Source organism: Cytobacillus solani (assembly GCF_001420595.1).
GTDB lineage: Bacteria > Bacillota > Bacilli > Bacillales > Cytobacillaceae > Cytobacillus > Cytobacillus solani.
In genome coordinates, this window is the sequence record NZ_LJIX01000006.1 from 1057557 (window position 1) to 1074688 (window position 17132).

The window sequence follows — 17132 nt, forward strand, 5'->3', positions numbered from 1 at the left end:
AGACAGAAGCGATTCTTCATTATGAAGGCTCGCTTTTCTTTTGCTGCTAACGGCGCAGGATAGTTGAATAAAGGTGATATGGTTACTAATTAATATACTTTACAACTCTATTAAATACTTCTTAATATCTGAAACGTTACTAATATCACGCAGGTTTTGTCCTGCAATATTATAAAAACCAGACTCATTATTTGCAGCTGCTTCTGGGCTGTCGAAGGCTACCATAAGACCAACTGTGTTCGATTTCTCTTTCAAAAATTGCACTAGAGTGAAAATTTGTTGTTCTACTTCTTCTTTATTAACATCAGTATAAGCTACTTTTGCTCTTATAATAATTTGGAGTGCATCACCATTTGAAATATCCTTATAGGTTGGAATACTTCCTTCCTTAACTTCGTCACTCCCAATACCCCAAACAGTACTTGCCTCCACCTGGTCATAATCAGAGAATATCTCTTTTGCTTTAGGAATTAACTCTTTTTCCATTTCATATAGCCATATTTCTTCGGGATAGTAGTCACTAAAATTACCCGTTTGGTACTTTTCTGCTGTGAACTGAATATTTTTGTGTTTCTCTGGTTGATACACGCCTCCATATGTACCAAACTTCCAATAATAAGATGACTTTACTAATGTAAATTTTTCATCATATTTTTCTTCTAATTTATTTGTAAGCTCTCGTGAAACAATATATTTTTTTATGGGATTGCCAAAAAAGCTTATAAATAGGAAGATGCAAATTGCTATGGTTGCAACTAGGAATGATCCCCATACTATTTTCTTTTTCATTTTAGTGCCTCTTTTCCATTTGTGTAATTTTACACTTTTAGATTAAATTTATCTCAAATGTTCATTTTAGTCTATACTGTTAGCAAATTGTTCACCAAATTAAGTTTTCGCTATGGAACAAACAGGTGCTAGAGTTAAAGATCAAGGCTGCTAATGAGCAGTCTTTTTTGTTATGGCACTAAACTAGCTAATAGTTTGTCAATATTTTTCAATAAAAACTTAAAATATCTCATGCTATACTAAAAATGTGCACGCCAAATAACCTTCCTTTAGTCTATTTTTGGAAGGTTTTGTTCTATTTGGTTTAATTTAGGTTATAATCTATATCTTGGAAAGTCGTTTTGCTTTTTAAAAGGGCAAATATCCAGTGTAAGAGCTTATTTACACAAGCGATAACAGCTACTTTAAAAGGTTTTCCTTCTTCACGTTTTTTATCATAGAACTCTCGTAATTTCTTATTTCGAGGAATAATTTCATCGCTTGTTTTGCTCTTACGACAGTCACGAATCGCACAACGAACAGCCATATATAAGGCGTGACGAAGCCTACTGGAGCCTCTTTTCGTAATTCGGTTTTTGGTGGCTGTGAACTTACCAGATTCGAATACACTAGGATCAACTCCAGCGAAAGCTACGAGTTTTTTAGGATCAGTAAAACGATCTATCTCCCCAATTTCTGAAAAGATCGTTGCAGCGATCTTTTCACCGATACCTGGGATAGATTTGATAATATTATATTCTTCAACTTCTTTAGCGAGGGCATCTATCTCTGACTCTAACTTGGATAGGTGCTCTTTGTATTGAAGAATGATGTTAATATACATACCTAGACTCAAAATATGACTTTGATACAAAGTCTTTTCAAACGGATTTCGGTCTGCGGCAGCTTTGAGTTGAATAGCTTTTTCATTTGCCCATCTGTATGAACGGCTTTTACATAATTGAGCGATTTTGTCAGCTAAGGTTTCAACACTTGCCTCTAATATATCTTCAGATGAGGGAAACTCTGAAAGAGTTAACAGTGATACTACTGAATATAAGTCGCCAAAAACCCCTCTATATTCAGGAAAGACCTGGTCCAGAATGGCTTGAAATTGTAGCTTTGTTTGGATTAATACCCCAGTTATATTCTCGTGCTGTCTGGTAAGATTTCGAAGGTTTAAAAGTTGAACTCCTCGCTTTTTATAAGGCTCTAAGTCCTCTTTATAAAACAGCTCGCAGAGATGGTAAGCATCAGCTGCATCTGTTTTTACTTTCCTGAGACTTGAACTTTTAGCCTTATAAGAAATCAATGGATTAACGATTATCAATAAATATCCACGGTCCTCCAAGTATTGAACAACTGAGGAATGATAGTGTCCTGTTGATTCTAAGATTATCGGTGGTTTCTGTCCTGTTGCTCTCTTAACTTCCTCCAAAAATTCTACAAGTAAACCAAGACCTTCAAGAGTATGAGAAACTTTAAAACTTTTTCGAAATGGTTTTCCTTTTCCCAAAAATGCTTGAACCTGACTTTCTCCCTTTAATACATCCAGACCAACGACTGGATTCATTTTCAAATCTCCTCCTAAACTAGTAAGTTGCCAGTAACCCCTAATTCCTCCATGCAGTATCACAGCTTCGCTTGTTATACGAGATCTAAGTCCCAACCAGCCTCAATCATGTTTCTACAAGTAGGGGGCGAACCGTTTAGTTGACGGGGTCGAAGCCCCACGAGCAGTTACGTTCTACCCTGGCTACTGATATAATAAGACCAATATAAATAAGGTCAACCAGAAAAATTTAGCATTCTGGCTAACCTTATAATACGAAAGGGCAGGTTACTTAAAGAATTAGATTGGATGTTTGTGGTAATGTATTAATTGGAATGAGGGGAGAATTGAAATGGCACTTATTATCACAATTGGTGTTATTGCCTTAGTTATTACATGCTTATCAATTGAAGTGAATCTAAGAATAACAAGGGAGCAAAATAAAAAAATAATTGAATTACTAAAACAGTTGAACGAAAAATAAAGATTTCCTCTTCAACTAAACCAGCTAATAGATGCTCATTTGTTATTCAGTTAAAGGACCAGATTGTGGAGGATAAAAAGTCTAATTCCTTGATAAAAGAAAGAGGAATTAGGCTTTTTATTTACGTTACTCATAAAAAGCAATTTCACTTCAAATAATTTCTACACAACAAATAAAAAGACAGAATCCGCTTTATTGATTAAAATGGAAGTTCCTACACAACCATCCACTAAAGGAGCATATACCTAAGGACTTACAAAAAAATGCAGGCTAGTTTAAAAACAGATGATAGGGCTCTCTCATCTGTTATCGTTTTAGGAAAAGTACCATCTATTTCCGTTGATTATCGGATTGGGAACGCTGTTCTTACTCATTGTTCAGGTGTTAATCGTAATAATTATATGCAACAAGAAATAAATATTTGGAGGTATTCTCATTGAAAAAAACATCTATATGTATTCTTATGGTGCTTTGTGCGGGAATATTGTTTTTGCCGCCTCTTGCACACGCCGAAGTTGAAAATGGAACAAGCATCATCGTAGCGACCGGGAAGGATGTTCCCACAGACGACCATTTGCCGGAGGGATACCGTTTCCCAGAAAAATACCGTGATAAAGCCGTCCAATTCCGTACTGAGGATGGGGTTTTGCTGTCCGGTTATGTGTTGGGCGAGGGCAACCAAGGGATCACGCTTGGCCACGCAAATGGTTGGATGGTTTCGAGCTGGCTTCCCTTTGGCGAACGGCTTGTGGATGAGGGATATATGGTAATAATTTGGGAATTCAGAAATATTCTCCCGTCTGGGTCGTCCCCTCAATCGGAAAGCCAGCGCTGGGATTTGGATGTGCTTGCAGCAGCGCATGTATTAAGGGAGCGAGGCGCCACTGAAATATTGGGCATGGGGGCGTCTGACGGCGGTAACGCCACGGCTGTCGCCGCACCTCATATTCCCGACTTGGTAGGGTTGGCGTTATTATCTTCTCCGAAAAATTCAAGGGGAAACGCATTGGAAGCCGTTGCAAAGATAGACGTTCCTGCTTTTTTCGCTGTATCGAGCGATGACCCCGTCGGAAATTTCTATGACGAAGTAAAGCCCCTTTATGACGCCAGCGCTTCGGAGCAAAAGGAGTTTCACCTCTTAACCAGCTACGAACATGGAACGGATTTACTTTCGGATGTGGATCGCTATTCCGCCAAGGTTGGGTCTACAGAGGAACAAAAACAGGAGCGCAGGCAGTTGGCCGACGATTTGATGCGTTTTGTAAATGAAACCTTTGACAAAAAGGCAGGCGAAACTGAAACGCTGACATCCACGCCTAAACCTGACGAAGGCAAAACAGATGCGCAGACATCCACGCCTAAAACCGAAGGAATAATCAACCGTACTGAAAACACTAACGACAGTACCATGATGTATCCACTTATGATTATCGGATTGGGAGTGCTGTTCTTACTCATTGTTTTCGTAGGTATTAAATACAAAAAGAAATAAAAAATAGTCTGAAGATAGTCAAGTAAAGATATAACAAGCAACAAATACAAGGAGTAATAAATCAGAATATTCCCTAAGTGATTGCATGATTTTTTGAGCGTGTGATATAAAGACACTTATAAGGAGTAGTTGAATACCTCTTATAAGCTTTTTGAATAGTCGTATTATCGTTGTTGCCTTCTCCTTGTCCTTGCTCACTTGAAGAAGGTTTTTTCTTTTGTTGTTCTATTTGCTTTACTATATTTTTAACCCCGTCCTAAATTTAGAACGGGGTTATTGTACAAAGATAATAAAGTTGTTTAATTTACAATAAAGTCTTTTAATAAATAATAAAGTAGTTAAAAGATGTAAGTCACTCTATTCCACAAAACCAGCTAATAGTTTGTCAAGATTTTTCAATAAAAAATATAAAACGGACATGATATACTAAAAAAGGGTACACCAAATAAGCCTTCCTATATATAATTGGAAGGTTTTGTTTTATATACTTAGATTTGATTTTTAAGCCGCATTTTGGAAGGTCATTTTCCTTTTTAATAGTGCATAAATCCAATGTAAAAGCTTATTTGCACAGGCAATTATGGCTACTCTAAATGGTTTTCCTTCTTCTCGTTTTTTATCGTAGAATTCTCTTAATCGCTTATTTCTAGGGATAATCTCATTACTTGTTTTTTGCTTACGTGCATCTCTTATACCGCATTGTACAGCCATAAACAACGCTTGCCTTGGTCTGCTAGAACCTCTTTTGGTTATGCGATTTATGGAAGCAGTAAACCTACCAGAAGAGTAAACGCTAGGATCTATCCCGGCGAAAGCCACTAGCTTTTTAGGGTGGTTAAACCGCTCTACCTCTCCAATTTCAGAGATGATTGTTGCCGCAATCTTTTCTCCAATACCAGGGATAGACTGGATAATCTCATATTCTTCAATTTCTTTCGCGAGGGCATCTATTTCTGCTGCTAACTTTGATAGATGCTCTTGATATTGAAGAACAATGTTGATAAACATTTTTAGGTTAAAGATATGGCTCTGGTACAAGTTGTTTTGAAACGGATTACGTAATGCAGCTTCTCTCAATTTATGAGCTTTTTCCTTTGCCCATTTTTCTGAACGAGTTGTACATAATTCTGCGATTTTATCAGTAAGATCACATTCACCGACACTTAGAACATCTTCTGAAGTCGGAAAGAGTGATAGAATCTGTAGCGAGATTTTTGAATATAGATTCCCAAAGACACCTCTATATTCAGGAAATATCTGATCTAAAATCGATTGTAGCTGTAATTTCGTTTGTGCAGCTGTGCTTGATATCGTTTCTTGTTGTCTCGTGAGATTACGAAGATTTAAGAGTTGAATTCCTCTTTTTTTGTATGGTTCTAACTCTTCCTTATAATACAATTCACATAGATGATAGGCATCGATGGCATCTGTCTTTACCTTTCGTAAATTTGTACTTCTGGCTCGATGAGAGACAAGTGGGTTAACAATAATATAGACATACTGTTGTTCCTCCAAAAATTGAATGACAGGGATATGGTACTGGCCTGTAGATTCTAAAATAACCGAAGGTTGCTTTCCATCAGCCAGTCTCTCAATCTCTTTTAGAAATTCTAATAAACCTCCTAAACCATCTAGAGTATGTTTAATACTAAAGCTCTTACGATAGGGCTGACTTTTATCCAAAAAGGCTTGAACCTGACTTTCTCCTTTAAAAATATCCAGACCAACGACTGGATTCATATTGAAATCTCCTCCTCTAAGAAAATACTAAATTCGTCGGTAACCCCTAAAGCTGCTTGTAATATCATAGGTTCGCTTGTTAAACGGGATCCTTGTCCCAACCAGCTTGAAACATGTTTATACAAGTAGGGGGTGAACAGTTTTCCGGACGGGATCAAGTCCCACGGGCCAGACGTTCTACCCCGACTACCGTTATAATAAGACCTAAAAGAAAAAGGTCAACCAGAAAAATCTGGCTAACCTTATATTACGATCGGGCCATATTGTTGAATAACACCTAGATATATAGCTTAAAGTTCAAAAGAGATTATGCAGTTTTGTACTTATCAAAATACTGACTTACTGGTTTACAAAGAGGAGTCTACACGACATTAGACCATCTAAAAAATTCTAAAACACGTAAATAAATTAAAAGATTGGTGCTTAAATAGTTTCCCAAAACCTCTTACAACAATAGTAAGAGGTTTTGATTTTCTTACCTTTTTTATTTCTCTGTCAGTGTCCAATCTTAAATCATCTATAAAATAGATACACCTTATCTATCTAAAGGTAGGGATTTTATCGTAGGTTCCATCACCTTTTATGATGATTTACCTTCAACTTAAATATTCCGATTTTAACATCCTTTGAAGTTCATCCAATACTTTTTCATTGATTACCGAGGTAACATTTTCTCGATCATTTGAAAACCATTGCGGGTAAATCTCTTTTCGTTTGCCATCTTAACAACAATAGACAATTATCAATCTATTGAGGTTTCTTCCTTCCGATACTATTTATTATCCTCACACCTATTGGTTCTTCTATTTTTTCAGATCAAGTGAAATCCTTCCAGGTGAAATCGACGCTTAACAAACCGATAGGAGGTTCATTAGCATAATACTTTTTTGCGGAAACAGTATTTGGACTTTTAAAACAAACTAAATTCTGATAATGACCAAATGCTTTGCAGATGGAGGGGCGTGCCGAATGAATCCCGCATCGATCATTCTTTTCATCAAAAAAAATGCATGTCCCTATATAACGTTGCTGGTTTTTTAATTCCATACGTTTTTTAACAGGCATCTTTCGAATTGCTTTTTGAATTTTCATTCGTTCATTTTCAGTAATAGGGACAGGACCACAACACATTCCTTTACAGCCTTTACAAGGCAAAATTTCCATATTCATTATCTCCTCTAACTGTTATTAAACATGCAGACACAACAAAAAAGCCTTTAGAACGGCTGAAAGAATGACGCTTTCAGCGAAGATCTAAAGACTTTGGTTTGTGTATGTTTTAAGGATATAAAATCAGAAATATATCTCAACAAACATATTATACCAATTTCCTTGAAGTATAACAAATTTACCAAAACACAAAAAGGTATTAAAAAATGATCAACCAGAAATATCTGGCTGATCTTATGTTACGAACGGGTGCTTTAGTGAAAAAAAAAAGACTGTCTTTTGACGGTCCTTTTTGGTGAGATTAACACAAATACATTTTTGTAAAGTGCCTGCTACTTATTTATAGAGTTATTATTGCTCTCATCACGGTTTTTGGAAGCTGTTTTGTCATCGACTTCAGCCCCCTCTACGATCTGGTTACCAATAGCACCGCCTGAAACACCGCCTATTACAGTGCCAATTAGTCCAAATGGAGCACCTATCATAGCACCCGTAACGGCTCCATTAAAAGTTCCTGCTGCTTCACCAAAGTCACTTGCATCTTGATTAGCATTACTACCAGCTTGATTGTTGCCACTTTCTTCTACATTTCCACCAAAGTTATTGCGTTCGTTATTCTGATTCATCTATTCACTTCCTTGTTTATTAATGGGGAATATGCTGATGATGAAAGCACACCATCCCAAACATATACTACCCAGCTGAAGTAGTTTTACTCACTATATGTTGATTCAAGATATAGTTGTCTTATCGGCAGCCATTTTTTCTTGTTCAACTAACGGATAGCTTTAGTTTAACAAGATTAAGGCAGCCAATCTTTATCTTGATCTTCCACAATCGGGCGCTTGTGCGGCTGAGCAAGGTCGTATCATATAACGGGTGGGATTCCCGTCGAGTAAGAACTAGCCATTCGCTCGTAACAAGTCTTGGAGGACTAAAGGTAACTTTAGTTTTTAAGCGTAGACAGTGAGGTGGCGGGCCGAAAGCCTAATGGTTGAAGGGATTGAGCTCCATAATGATTGTAGTTCGAGAGGGCTGATGCTTTAAGCGCTGCAGAAAGCTACATTTTATCTTTCGTTAAAGGCAAGAATGATAAAACCTCTCTGGAGTCATAGACCTTGGCACGTCATACATTGATATGATACGGCAACTCAGGAGACCCTACCGGTCTTTTCTTTTTTTTAGAAGAGTATGGTGTACAAGCGATAAAAAGCAAGGAAACCAAATGCCGTTGTAGGGAGTCGGATAGCAGCGTAGTACCAATGAAGTTGGGTAATGCCGATGGAGGAAAGGCTGCTACCTAATTATCACCCTTACTAGAGACACATTTACTACACACAGAGGTAGGTATTTTAAATGGAAACAAAACTACTAAGGATAGCAGAATTAGCAAAGTCTGATCCTAAAATAAAGTTTACATCTCTTGCACATCTATTAAACAAGCAAGCACTAGCTCAATGTCATCATGAACTACCCAATAGGAAAGCAACAGGGATTAACGGTACAACTAAGGAGCAGTACGGTGAAAATTTAGAAGAAAATATAGAGGTGTTAGTAAGTAGACTTAAAAGCAAAAGTTATCGTCCTGTTCCAGTCAGGAGAATGTATATTCCAAAGCTCAATTCAAACAAGAAAAGACCATTAGGAATACCGGAACACGAAGACAAGATTGTTCAAAAAGGCATTACCAAGATACTAAACACCATCTACGAAAATGATTTTCTAGACTGTTCCTTTGGGTTTCGTCCAAACCGTTGTTGCCATGATGCTTTGAAAATACTGAACTTCTATATTGAAAAGAGATCAGTAAATTATGTAGTAGATGTTGATATTAAAGGATTCTTTGACAACGTTGACCACAAATGGATGATGGAGTTCTTAAAACTGCGAATTGCAGACCCTAACTTACTAAGAATAATTGGCAGGTTTCTTAAAGGTGGATATATGGAGGAAGGAAAGAAATACAAAACAGACAATGGCACAAAGTAAACAAGGGAAATTTCGGGTGAAACGGAAATCGAGTAGAAAGAAAGTCCAAAATAAATTAAAAGAATCTAAAGAATGGATGAAGAAGAATAGAAATAAGAATATCCATATAATCATGGATAGATTTCGACGCTCGCTTATCGGTTATTACAACTATTATTGCATCACTGATAATAGCCTAAATGTCAGCAACTTCAAGTGCAAAATTGAGGGACTACTGTTTAAATGGCTCAATAGAAGAAGTCAAAGGAAATCCTTTACATGGGATAAATTCAGACTATTTCTTGATAAATATCCACTACCTTCACCAAAAATTAAAGTGAATATATACAATTTAAGAAAAGAGATTAGCTACATTCTGTGAATGATGACTAGGAGGAGCCGTGTGCATTAATAGTGCAAGCACGGTTCTGTGAGGGTCTGGAGCACAATTTACCGTAAGGTAAAAAGGCTCCATTCTACTCGACTTCCTGAGTACAGGGAGTGTCCTTTTCTTTTGTTTCAAGGTTTTTCATGGAAGGTTAAATATTTATTGTCTGCGATTATTGAATAACTTGCGTATAGAAATGACTCTCCTTGAACATAATAGAATCTAGATTAATGGATTTAGATAGTAGGAGAGTGAAAGAGTCATGTTATTATCAGAAACATGGAAAAAGTATCAACAAGATAAAAAGATTGAGGGATATTCACCACTAACATTAAAAACATATTGTTTTCAATATAATCTCTTGTTACGATTTTTTGGTGACATTGACATGAGTGAAATTTCTACTGAGAAGCTAAAAGAATATTTAATACAGGCAGGAGATCACTTAAAGCCATCTAGTTTAGGGCACAGGGTTCGTTGCATTAAATCACTATTCAAATGGACACATGAAGAAGGCTATATCCTTAAAAATCCTGCTGCTAAATTAAAAGAACCGAAATTGGGTAAAAGAATTCCAAAGTTCCTTTCAGAACTAGAAATAGAACATCTAAGAGAGGCTTGTCACACAACGATGGAAAATGCGCTGTTTGAGTTTATGTATTCGACCGGCTGCCGTATTGGGGAAGTTGTAAAATTAAATCGAGATGATATTAATTTCTCTACGAATTCAGTCATTGTACATGGGAAAGGTGATAAGGAAAGGGAAGTGTACTTTAATACTCGTTGTTCTATTTGGATAAAAAGGTATTTAGATGAGCGAGATGATGAGGAGCCTTGTTTGTTTATTACTGAAAGAAGGCCAAACAGGTGTATGAGTATAGATAATCTGAGATATATTATTAAACGCATATCAAATCGTGCGGGGATAAAAAAGAGTATTCATCCTCATCAATTACGACACAGCTATGCTACACATATGATTAATAATGGTGCACCACTTGAAGTGATCCAGAGCTTGCTTGGTCATGAGAAGAGTGAGACCACAAAAATATATGCCCAGCTAAGCGGAAAGTTGAGGCAAGATTTTTATAGTAAATATTTTTGAAATCGAGACATGCATATAACAAGGCATGTCTTTTTTTGTTATCGGGCCATTTTCTGGAATAACACTCAGTAAGGAAAATGGTTATTTATGTTAAAATAATTATAGGTTGTGAATGATTGTACTTAAAGTAACTAACAGGATTGTAGAATAAAGATATTGTATAAATCAAATATGGGGGGAAGGAAGATGAATTATAAAATAGAAATTTCGTTGGATAATAACGAAAAATTTTCGACTTTTTTACATGAAAATATTAGGGAATTTAATAATGAACATTCTATTCATCATAAAGAAGCAAGGAAAAAAGAAGCTGTACAGCCGATAAATATTATTGTTTCAGATAACAAAGAAAATTGGATTGGTGGTTTAAATGCTGATGTTTATTGGAACTGGCTAGAAATTAATGATTTTTGGTTTAGTGAAAAATACAGAGGTAAAGGTTTAGGCGGGCTTCTTCTTGATAAAGCGGAAAAAATCGCCAAAGAGAAGGGTGCAAAGAACGCACTTTTGACCACTTTTGAATTTCAAGCTCGGTCGTTTTATGAAATCAAAGGGTATCAAGTTGTTGGTGAAATTAATGATTATCCTCCTGGTAGCAGTTATTATACTATGGTAAAACCACTAATTTAATTAAGTAAGTCTTATTCAACCAACTGGCAATTTAAATCCCCACATCAGTGATCCCATATTTCCGTATTTGGTTACCAATCTCGATTTTCGTAGTTATCTATTCAATCTATTACTTTATTACAGTTCAATTATATAAAGGAATTGTTCTTCATGAAAAAAAGTAGTGAGAATGTGACATTTAACTGTAGATGCGTAATATTTCAATAGGAATATTATTATTAATTGGCATTCTAGTTGGCTTTCTTTAAGTCAACAAAGTAGCTAAGTTAAATTCAATTAAATTTACAAACAAAAAGGACTTCAAAATTTGAAATCCTTTTTGTTCCACCATATACTTCCAGTAACCTGCTTAGGAATATTATAATTTAATGTACCGTTTTTTTTAGAAAAACGTATCCGTAGTATTATTTTTAACAGAACTATCTTCTTCATTCTGTACGAACGCCTTACCAGTTTTCAAACTAATAACAAACCAAGCAATACCCATTACCCCAAGAGCAAAGATTGTATCCCCAACTGATCTGAAATACACAAGATTGTGGATAATCTTTTGGTTAAGAAATTCGGCAGATCGAGCATACCACATACCATGTTCTATACTGGCAATTGCCTGCAAAATCCCGACGGGAAGAAGGCTAGTGAAAGCCATCAGTAACAAACCTATATTCAAAGCCCAGAAAGAAAAGCGAAGCAATTTTGTTTTCCATGGTCTTTTACCAGACAATCCACGCAAGCAGAATAGCATTAAACCAATTCCGAGCATACCGTACACACCAAATAATGCTGTGTGAGCATGTAACGGCGTCGTATTCAATCCTTGAATATAATACAACGATATTGGCGGATTAATCAAAAAGCCGAATACACCTGCACCAAGTAGATTCCAGAAAGAAACAGATACAAAGAACATAATCGGCCATTTATACCGTCTCATCCATGGCTTAGCAAAACTATGACGATAATTTTCAAATGCTTCATAACCAATTAATGCAAGTGGAACAACCTCCAGTGCACTGAAGGAAGCACCAACTGCTAATACCCCTACCGGTGTACCAGCAAAATACAAGTGATGGAATGTTCCTAGTATTCCTCCAAATAAAAAGATAGATGTTGACAATAAAACAGATGTTGTTGCAATTTTCGTTCCGACCAATCCCATACGAGTAAAAATAAAAGCTAAAACAGCGACAGCAAATACCTCAAAAAACCCTTCTACCCATAAGTGTACAACCCACCACCGCCAATAAGTAACCATAGACAAGTGGGCTGTCTCTCCCCACATGAGACCAGGTACGTAGAAAACCGGAATGGCTACTGATGCAAGTAAGAAAAGGATTAATAAATGGCGATTTTCGCCTTTTTTCTTAAGGGCCGGCCAAATAGCCCTCGCCATTAAGAAGAACCATAAAAATAACCCTATCGTTAATAAGATTTGCCACATTCGTCCAAGGTCCACATATTCATATCCTTGGTGTCCAAAGTAGAAGTTACCTGTTGGATTCGTAATGTACCCTTTAACAGCTGCCCATTCACCTGCCATTGAACCAAGTACTACTACCAAAAGGGCTACAAATAAGAAGTTTACGCCAAATTTTTGAAATTTCGGTTCGTGTCCAGTAATTGCTGGACCTATATACAATCCAGTCGCTAACCATGCAGTTGCAATCCAAAAAATTCCGATCTGCTGATGCCATGTTCGCGTAACGCTGTAAGGGAACCACTCATTTAGCGGAATACCATAAAAACCGTTACCTTCCACTGCATAATGTGCTGTAATTACACCTAAAATAATTTGTAGTACTAATAATGCGGTTACAACCCAAAAATATTTGATTGTAGCCTTCATCGATGGTGTCTGTTTTATCGATAATAAAGGATCTATTTTTGGAGCTATAATCAAATCATCTTTACGCTGAAATGCGTAGTACCAGACAAGTGCTCCTATACCCGCTATCAGAATTACTATACTTGTAACCGACCATATGATGTTAGAGGAAGTTGGAACATTATCAATTAAAGGCTCTCCCGGCCAATTGTTTGAATAGGTGATATCTTCTCCAGGTCGATTAGTTTCTACAGACCATGTAGCCCACCAAAAGAATGCATTGAGTTTTTTCATATCTTCATCATTAGAAACAGTATTTGCGGGAATTGCAATTTTCTCACGGTATTCATCTAATGCCGGATCATCTCCAAATACAGATGCATAATAGCCACTCATATGTGAAATGGATTTAGAGCGTATTTCAGAAATAGTAATATTCTCTGTTTCCGGGTTATAGGTGTTCGTTCTTATTTCTTTTTTAAGATGGGCTTTTAAGGATGCTTGTTTTTCCTCAGACAAGCTCTGATAATCATTCCCATACTGCTCTTGAGCCCAAGTGTCTAGAATCCATATGGAAGACCGATGAAGCCAATCTGCTGTCCAATCAGGAGCAACATATGCCCCGTGACCCCAAATACTTCCAACTTCATTTCCACCTATTCGCTGCCAAACCTTTTGGCCATCTTGTATATCTTCTTTTGCAAAGACAACATCTCCAGATTCTGTCACAACCTGGTTAGGAATGGGTGGTTTCTTCTGATAAATTTCTCCACCGAAATAGAGTAATACAATGAAAGATCCTATAAAAACGGAGGCCAGTATCAACCACAGTTTTTTGTATTCCATATTCACTACCTCCCTAATTTATTTTCAACCTCAATTATAGGGGGTAGTATATTTCAAATAGTGACTAAAATCACAATTTTGGTAAAATAATCCAATTATCACACGCAATATCTAATAATTACCAAATAATTACTACTAATTCCTTCCTGCTATTTTTGAAAAAATGTATAAAATGGAAAATGTATTCTTGTTAGATATATTCGAGCTTGTTTTAACTGTGATTCGAGAGTAATTATATATATAAAATAATCACATTATAATTGGAGTTGACCCAAAATGTTGAATTAGATATAGATACAAAGGAATTCAAATTAAATAAAAAAGCTATAAATTTTCTAGACAAAGAAGCTATCAAACTAGCTGGAAAATTAATTAATGAAAGGATTAGGCTTTTAAAGTTCATTCTCCTTTTATTGAGTACATTCCGGTTTAAGTTGTAATTATTCAGTAAAGGACACGCCATAAATAAAAGGTAGCGTATGATTCCCAGTTTTTCCATGGAAACGATATTTCTAAGATTTCATCTTTCGTAGGCTTTCGGTCCATATTACGTAATAGTTTTATCGAATTAATAAGACCCACATCATCAATTGGAAAAGCTGTTGGGAATCGAAGGCAGCGCATCAGGACATAATTGGCAGTCCAAGGACCGATGCCTCGTATTTTAAGTAAGTCTTTTTCAGCCTCTTTATAGTTCATTTTCAATAATTTTTCCTTCGATAATTCCCCATCTGCCATTAACTTCGCAATTCCAATGATATATTCACTTTTTTTTACCGTCATTTTAATATCTGCTAGGTCGGTAGGTGTTAACTGTGCAATTCTTTTGTACGGTGGGAACACCCAATACTTTTTACCATTCCATTCGATAGAATCGCCAAATCCTTCTACAAATTGCTTCTTTAAGGAGTACGCGAAGGCTAAGTTAATTTGTTGCCCTAAAACTCCCCAACATAAAGCTTCAAATAAATCGGGAATGCCGACAACTCGCAATCCATAGAATTTTCGAGCAGGCATTTTAAGTAATGGGTCTGCTTTTGCCATTTTATAAAATGGCGTTAAATCGTTATCAAGATCAAACCATTCATGAATATATTTTACAATCTCTTCCCGTTTCCACTTTTCAATAGGTCTAGAATCATTTAGGAATTGAACAACCATTTGTTTATTATTGATTACGCTTACCTGTACTAAGGACCGAATATCCCCAATGGCTATAACTTTTGTAATTATATCGTTCTCTATTTCATACATGCATTCATTTTTTCCCCTTGTTAGATAGCCTAGGTTAGCATTCAGGTCGAAATTTTCAGGTAATGTAATGACAATAACATCATTGACTTCATGCCATGTCACTTTTTCATTCTCCTCATCTTATTACGCTTTTCTAAACTATTTACAAAATAATTATAAGAAAACTCACACTGATTCAAATTTTACTTTATCACATAATAATCCTTACTAATTTTGTTATCTTGCTATTACATTCTAAACACCTTATTTTTTTCTATTTATGAGGTTATAGTGTTAGTTATCAAGAATAGGAGTGGATAAAAATGGTCCAAGATATAAAAACACGTGTCGAAAACTTAAATTGGGATGTAATTGGTAAATGAACACACAAGATGGGCTTACAAGCATTATATAGAAATCTGGAAATGGAAGAATGGTATCATCCATCCGTCTATCAAATGGTTTATAAACGAATGCGGCAGTATTTTTCGGAAGATGAACTTTTCATTAGCCAGATGGGTTTCGAACCCTAACGTTATCATTTCATTTTGGAACTAAAATCGCTTTTATAACAGGTTTCGAATTTTTATATGGTTCAGACATTAGATGGAAGATAGGTATCGCCTGATCTTACTTATATCGTAAACTTGGAAATTTATAAAATATGAACTAATGGGGTGTATTATGAAAAATAACAAACATTTTAATTTTTACAAGCTTTGGCTAGGACAGTCTATAAGTTTGTTAGGTACCCAGTTTACAGTAGTAGCTTTGCCTCTTTTTGCATTAGAGGTACTAGAAACAAGCGAGGCGAATGCTGCCTTGCTTCGTGGGATTATATTCATACCCTACCTAATTTTCGGATTAGTAGCCGGTGCTTTGATAGACATACTTCATAGAAAAAAGGTTTTGCTAGTTTGTAGTATATGTCAAGGCGTTTTATTTTTATCAGTATTCATACTGACTGTAACAAATATAATAACGTTCCCTTTATTGGTGTTTCTCATGTTTTTAAATGGAATATTTACCACGTTTTACAACATTGCCATTCCTTCTTTCTTACCGGAAATATTAACAGATAAAGACAACTTAAAAAAAGGAAATGCTCAACTAGCCCTTTCGGAGTCTCTTTCTATAGTAATTGGTCCTATGCTAGCAGGAATCATTATTACTCTAGTTGGATTAACAGGCTTATTCACTGTTGACGCAGTAACGTATTTTGTTTGTTTTTTGTGTGTATTATTTATTTCAAGGTTTAAACCGCATACAGAAGGCTCTTTAAAAAACGTAAATATAAAATCCATATATAAAAACATATATGAAGGTTTGATATATTTTAAAAAACACCCTGTATTGGAACCAATTGTAAGCTGTGGCGCTGTTTACGGTTTTTTTAAATACATACTAAATAGCATTTTAGTAATATTCCTTTATAAGGTTATGGGTCTATCTGAACTTGAAATAGGCTTTGTTGTAGGTTCGGCAGCGGTGGGATTTTTAATAGGCAATACGATACTCGTAAAAAAAAGTCAACAAATTAATAATACAAAAATGCTTATTTATAGCGCTACTGTATCAGTTATCGGTCTGTCCTTAATACCGATAATGGGATATTTAGGAACCGTTTACGGTATAGTAGCTGCAAGTATCATACATGGTATGGGAGAAGGTGTATTTGGCCCTTACGCTGCAACTATACGACAACTTGCCTCACCCAGTCACATGCTAGGCAGAGTAAATGCTGTACAGCGTACCCTTAATTGGGGAGCATGGGCATTGGGGAGTTTTGCTAGTGCATTTTTAGTTTCTATATTTGGGCTTCAAACTACGTTATTTATAGGGGGCTTCGGAACAACATTGTGTTTAATCGTGTTGTTAAGGCGAGGCGTATCAAAAGGAACCAACATTGAATATACGAATTCAATTTAGAG

14 protein-coding genes are annotated in these 17132 nt (G+C 36.1%); 7 read left to right on the forward strand and 7 right to left on the reverse strand.

The features are described 5' to 3' along the window. Window positions 1-99 precede the first annotated feature (99 nt). Both AN957_RS07070 and AN957_RS07075 read right to left on the reverse strand, forming a co-directional pair. On the reverse strand, window positions 100-789 hold the full coding sequence (locus tag AN957_RS07070) for a YfjL-like protein (protein WP_056683076.1): 690 nt from the start codon (window positions 787-789) through the stop codon (window positions 100-102). 304 nt (window positions 790-1093) lie between these two features. Further along, window positions 1094-2341 (reverse strand): IS110 family RNA-guided transposase, encoded by a 1248-nt coding sequence (locus tag AN957_RS07075; RefSeq protein WP_056683079.1) that lies wholly within the window; start codon window positions 2339-2341, stop codon window positions 1094-1096. A 331-nt stretch (window positions 2342-2672) separates the two neighbouring features. Between AN957_RS07075 and AN957_RS28780 the strand changes: the two genes are divergently transcribed. Continuing rightward, on the forward strand, window positions 2673-2804 hold the full coding sequence (locus AN957_RS28780; RefSeq protein WP_281176491.1) for a hypothetical protein: 132 nt from the start codon (window positions 2673-2675) through the stop codon (window positions 2802-2804). A gap of 436 nt (window positions 2805-3240) precedes the next feature. Next, window positions 3241-4296 (forward strand): alpha/beta hydrolase, encoded by a 1056-nt coding sequence (locus tag AN957_RS07080; protein ID WP_056683082.1) that lies wholly within the window; start codon window positions 3241-3243, stop codon window positions 4294-4296. Between the two features lie 501 nt (window positions 4297-4797). Here AN957_RS07080 and AN957_RS07085 read toward each other — a convergent pair. The 3 genes from AN957_RS07085 to AN957_RS07095 form a co-directional block, all read right to left on the reverse strand. Beyond that, window positions 4798-6036 carry an IS110 family RNA-guided transposase gene (locus AN957_RS07085; RefSeq protein WP_056683085.1) on the reverse strand — a complete coding sequence of 413 codons (1239 nt, stop codon included), beginning with the start codon at window positions 6034-6036 and terminating at the stop codon, window positions 4798-4800. Window positions 6037-6852: 816 nt separating this feature from the next. Continuing rightward, on the reverse strand, window positions 6853-7200 hold the full coding sequence (locus AN957_RS07090; protein ID WP_056683088.1) for a YkgJ family cysteine cluster protein: 348 nt from the start codon (window positions 7198-7200) through the stop codon (window positions 6853-6855). Between the two features lie 338 nt (window positions 7201-7538). Then, on the reverse strand, window positions 7539-7832 hold the full coding sequence (locus AN957_RS07095; protein WP_075209101.1) for a hypothetical protein: 294 nt from the start codon (window positions 7830-7832) through the stop codon (window positions 7539-7541). A gap of 730 nt (window positions 7833-8562) precedes the next feature. Between AN957_RS07095 and AN957_RS28415 the strand changes: the two genes are divergently transcribed. The 4 genes from AN957_RS28415 to AN957_RS07115 all read left to right on the forward strand — a co-directional run bounded on the left by AN957_RS28415 (window position 8563) and on the right by AN957_RS07115 (window position 11297). Beyond that, on the forward strand, window positions 8563-9195 hold the full coding sequence (locus AN957_RS28415; protein WP_056683092.1) for a reverse transcriptase domain-containing protein: 633 nt from the start codon (window positions 8563-8565) through the stop codon (window positions 9193-9195). A 112-nt stretch (window positions 9196-9307) separates the two neighbouring features. Next, window positions 9308-9556, forward strand: coding sequence for a hypothetical protein (locus AN957_RS28420; RefSeq protein WP_245637826.1), 249 nt, complete (start codon window positions 9308-9310; stop codon window positions 9554-9556). Between the two features lie 268 nt (window positions 9557-9824). After that, a complete protein-coding gene (gene xerA, locus AN957_RS07110) occupies window positions 9825-10667 on the forward strand; it encodes a site-specific tyrosine recombinase/integron integrase (protein WP_056683098.1) in 843 nt (280 codons plus the stop codon). A 186-nt stretch (window positions 10668-10853) separates the two neighbouring features. Then, a complete protein-coding gene (locus AN957_RS07115; protein ID WP_075209102.1) occupies window positions 10854-11297 on the forward strand; it encodes a GNAT family N-acetyltransferase in 444 nt (147 codons plus the stop codon). Between the two features lie 382 nt (window positions 11298-11679). On the opposite strand, the gene AN957_RS07120 is transcribed toward AN957_RS07115, so the two are convergent. Together AN957_RS07120 and AN957_RS07125 are read right to left on the reverse strand one after the other, a co-directional pair. Then, window positions 11680-13968, reverse strand: coding sequence for a nitric-oxide reductase large subunit (locus AN957_RS07120; RefSeq protein WP_056683101.1), 2289 nt, complete (start codon window positions 13966-13968; stop codon window positions 11680-11682). 444 nt (window positions 13969-14412) lie between these two features. Then, window positions 14413-15324, reverse strand: a complete 912-nt coding sequence (locus tag AN957_RS07125) for a DNA glycosylase (protein ID WP_056683105.1) — start codon at window positions 15322-15324, stop codon at window positions 14413-14415. A gap of 561 nt (window positions 15325-15885) precedes the next feature. Between AN957_RS07125 and AN957_RS07130 the strand changes: the two genes are divergently transcribed. Further along, window positions 15886-17130 carry an MFS transporter gene (locus tag AN957_RS07130; protein WP_056683109.1) on the forward strand — a complete coding sequence of 415 codons (1245 nt, stop codon included), beginning with the start codon at window positions 15886-15888 and terminating at the stop codon, window positions 17128-17130. Window positions 17131-17132: the final 2 nt, after the last annotated feature.

Excerpts from the sequence above, each read along its gene's own strand:
- AN957_RS07070 (WP_056683076.1), bottom strand. The coding sequence starts at position 789 with ATGAAAAAGAAAATAGTATGGGGATCATTCCTAGTTGCAACCATAGCA.
- AN957_RS07075 (WP_056683079.1), bottom strand. The coding sequence starts at position 2,341 with ATGAATCCAGTCGTTGGTCTGGATGTATTAAAGGGAGAAAGTCAGGTT.
- AN957_RS28780 (WP_281176491.1), top strand. The coding sequence starts at position 2,673 with ATGGCACTTATTATCACAATTGGTGTTATTGCCTTAGTTATTACATGC.
- AN957_RS07085 (WP_056683085.1), bottom strand. The coding sequence starts at position 6,036 with ATGAATCCAGTCGTTGGTCTGGATATTTTTAAAGGAGAAAGTCAGGTT.
- AN957_RS07090 (WP_056683088.1), bottom strand. The coding sequence starts at position 7,200 with ATGGAAATTTTGCCTTGTAAAGGCTGTAAAGGAATGTGTTGTGGTCCT.
- AN957_RS07095 (WP_075209101.1), bottom strand. The coding sequence starts at position 7,832 with ATGAATCAGAATAACGAACGCAATAACTTTGGTGGAAATGTAGAAGAA.
- AN957_RS28415 (WP_056683092.1), top strand. The coding sequence starts at position 8,563 with ATGGAAACAAAACTACTAAGGATAGCAGAATTAGCAAAGTCTGATCCT.
- AN957_RS28420 (WP_245637826.1), top strand. The coding sequence starts at position 9,308 with ATGGATAGATTTCGACGCTCGCTTATCGGTTATTACAACTATTATTGC.
- xerA (WP_056683098.1), top strand. The coding sequence starts at position 9,825 with ATGTTATTATCAGAAACATGGAAAAAGTATCAACAAGATAAAAAGATT.
- AN957_RS07115 (WP_075209102.1), top strand. The coding sequence starts at position 10,854 with ATGAATTATAAAATAGAAATTTCGTTGGATAATAACGAAAAATTTTCG.
- AN957_RS07120 (WP_056683101.1), bottom strand. The coding sequence starts at position 13,968 with ATGGAATACAAAAAACTGTGGTTGATACTGGCCTCCGTTTTTATAGGA.
- AN957_RS07130 (WP_056683109.1), top strand. The coding sequence starts at position 15,886 with ATGAAAAATAACAAACATTTTAATTTTTACAAGCTTTGGCTAGGACAG.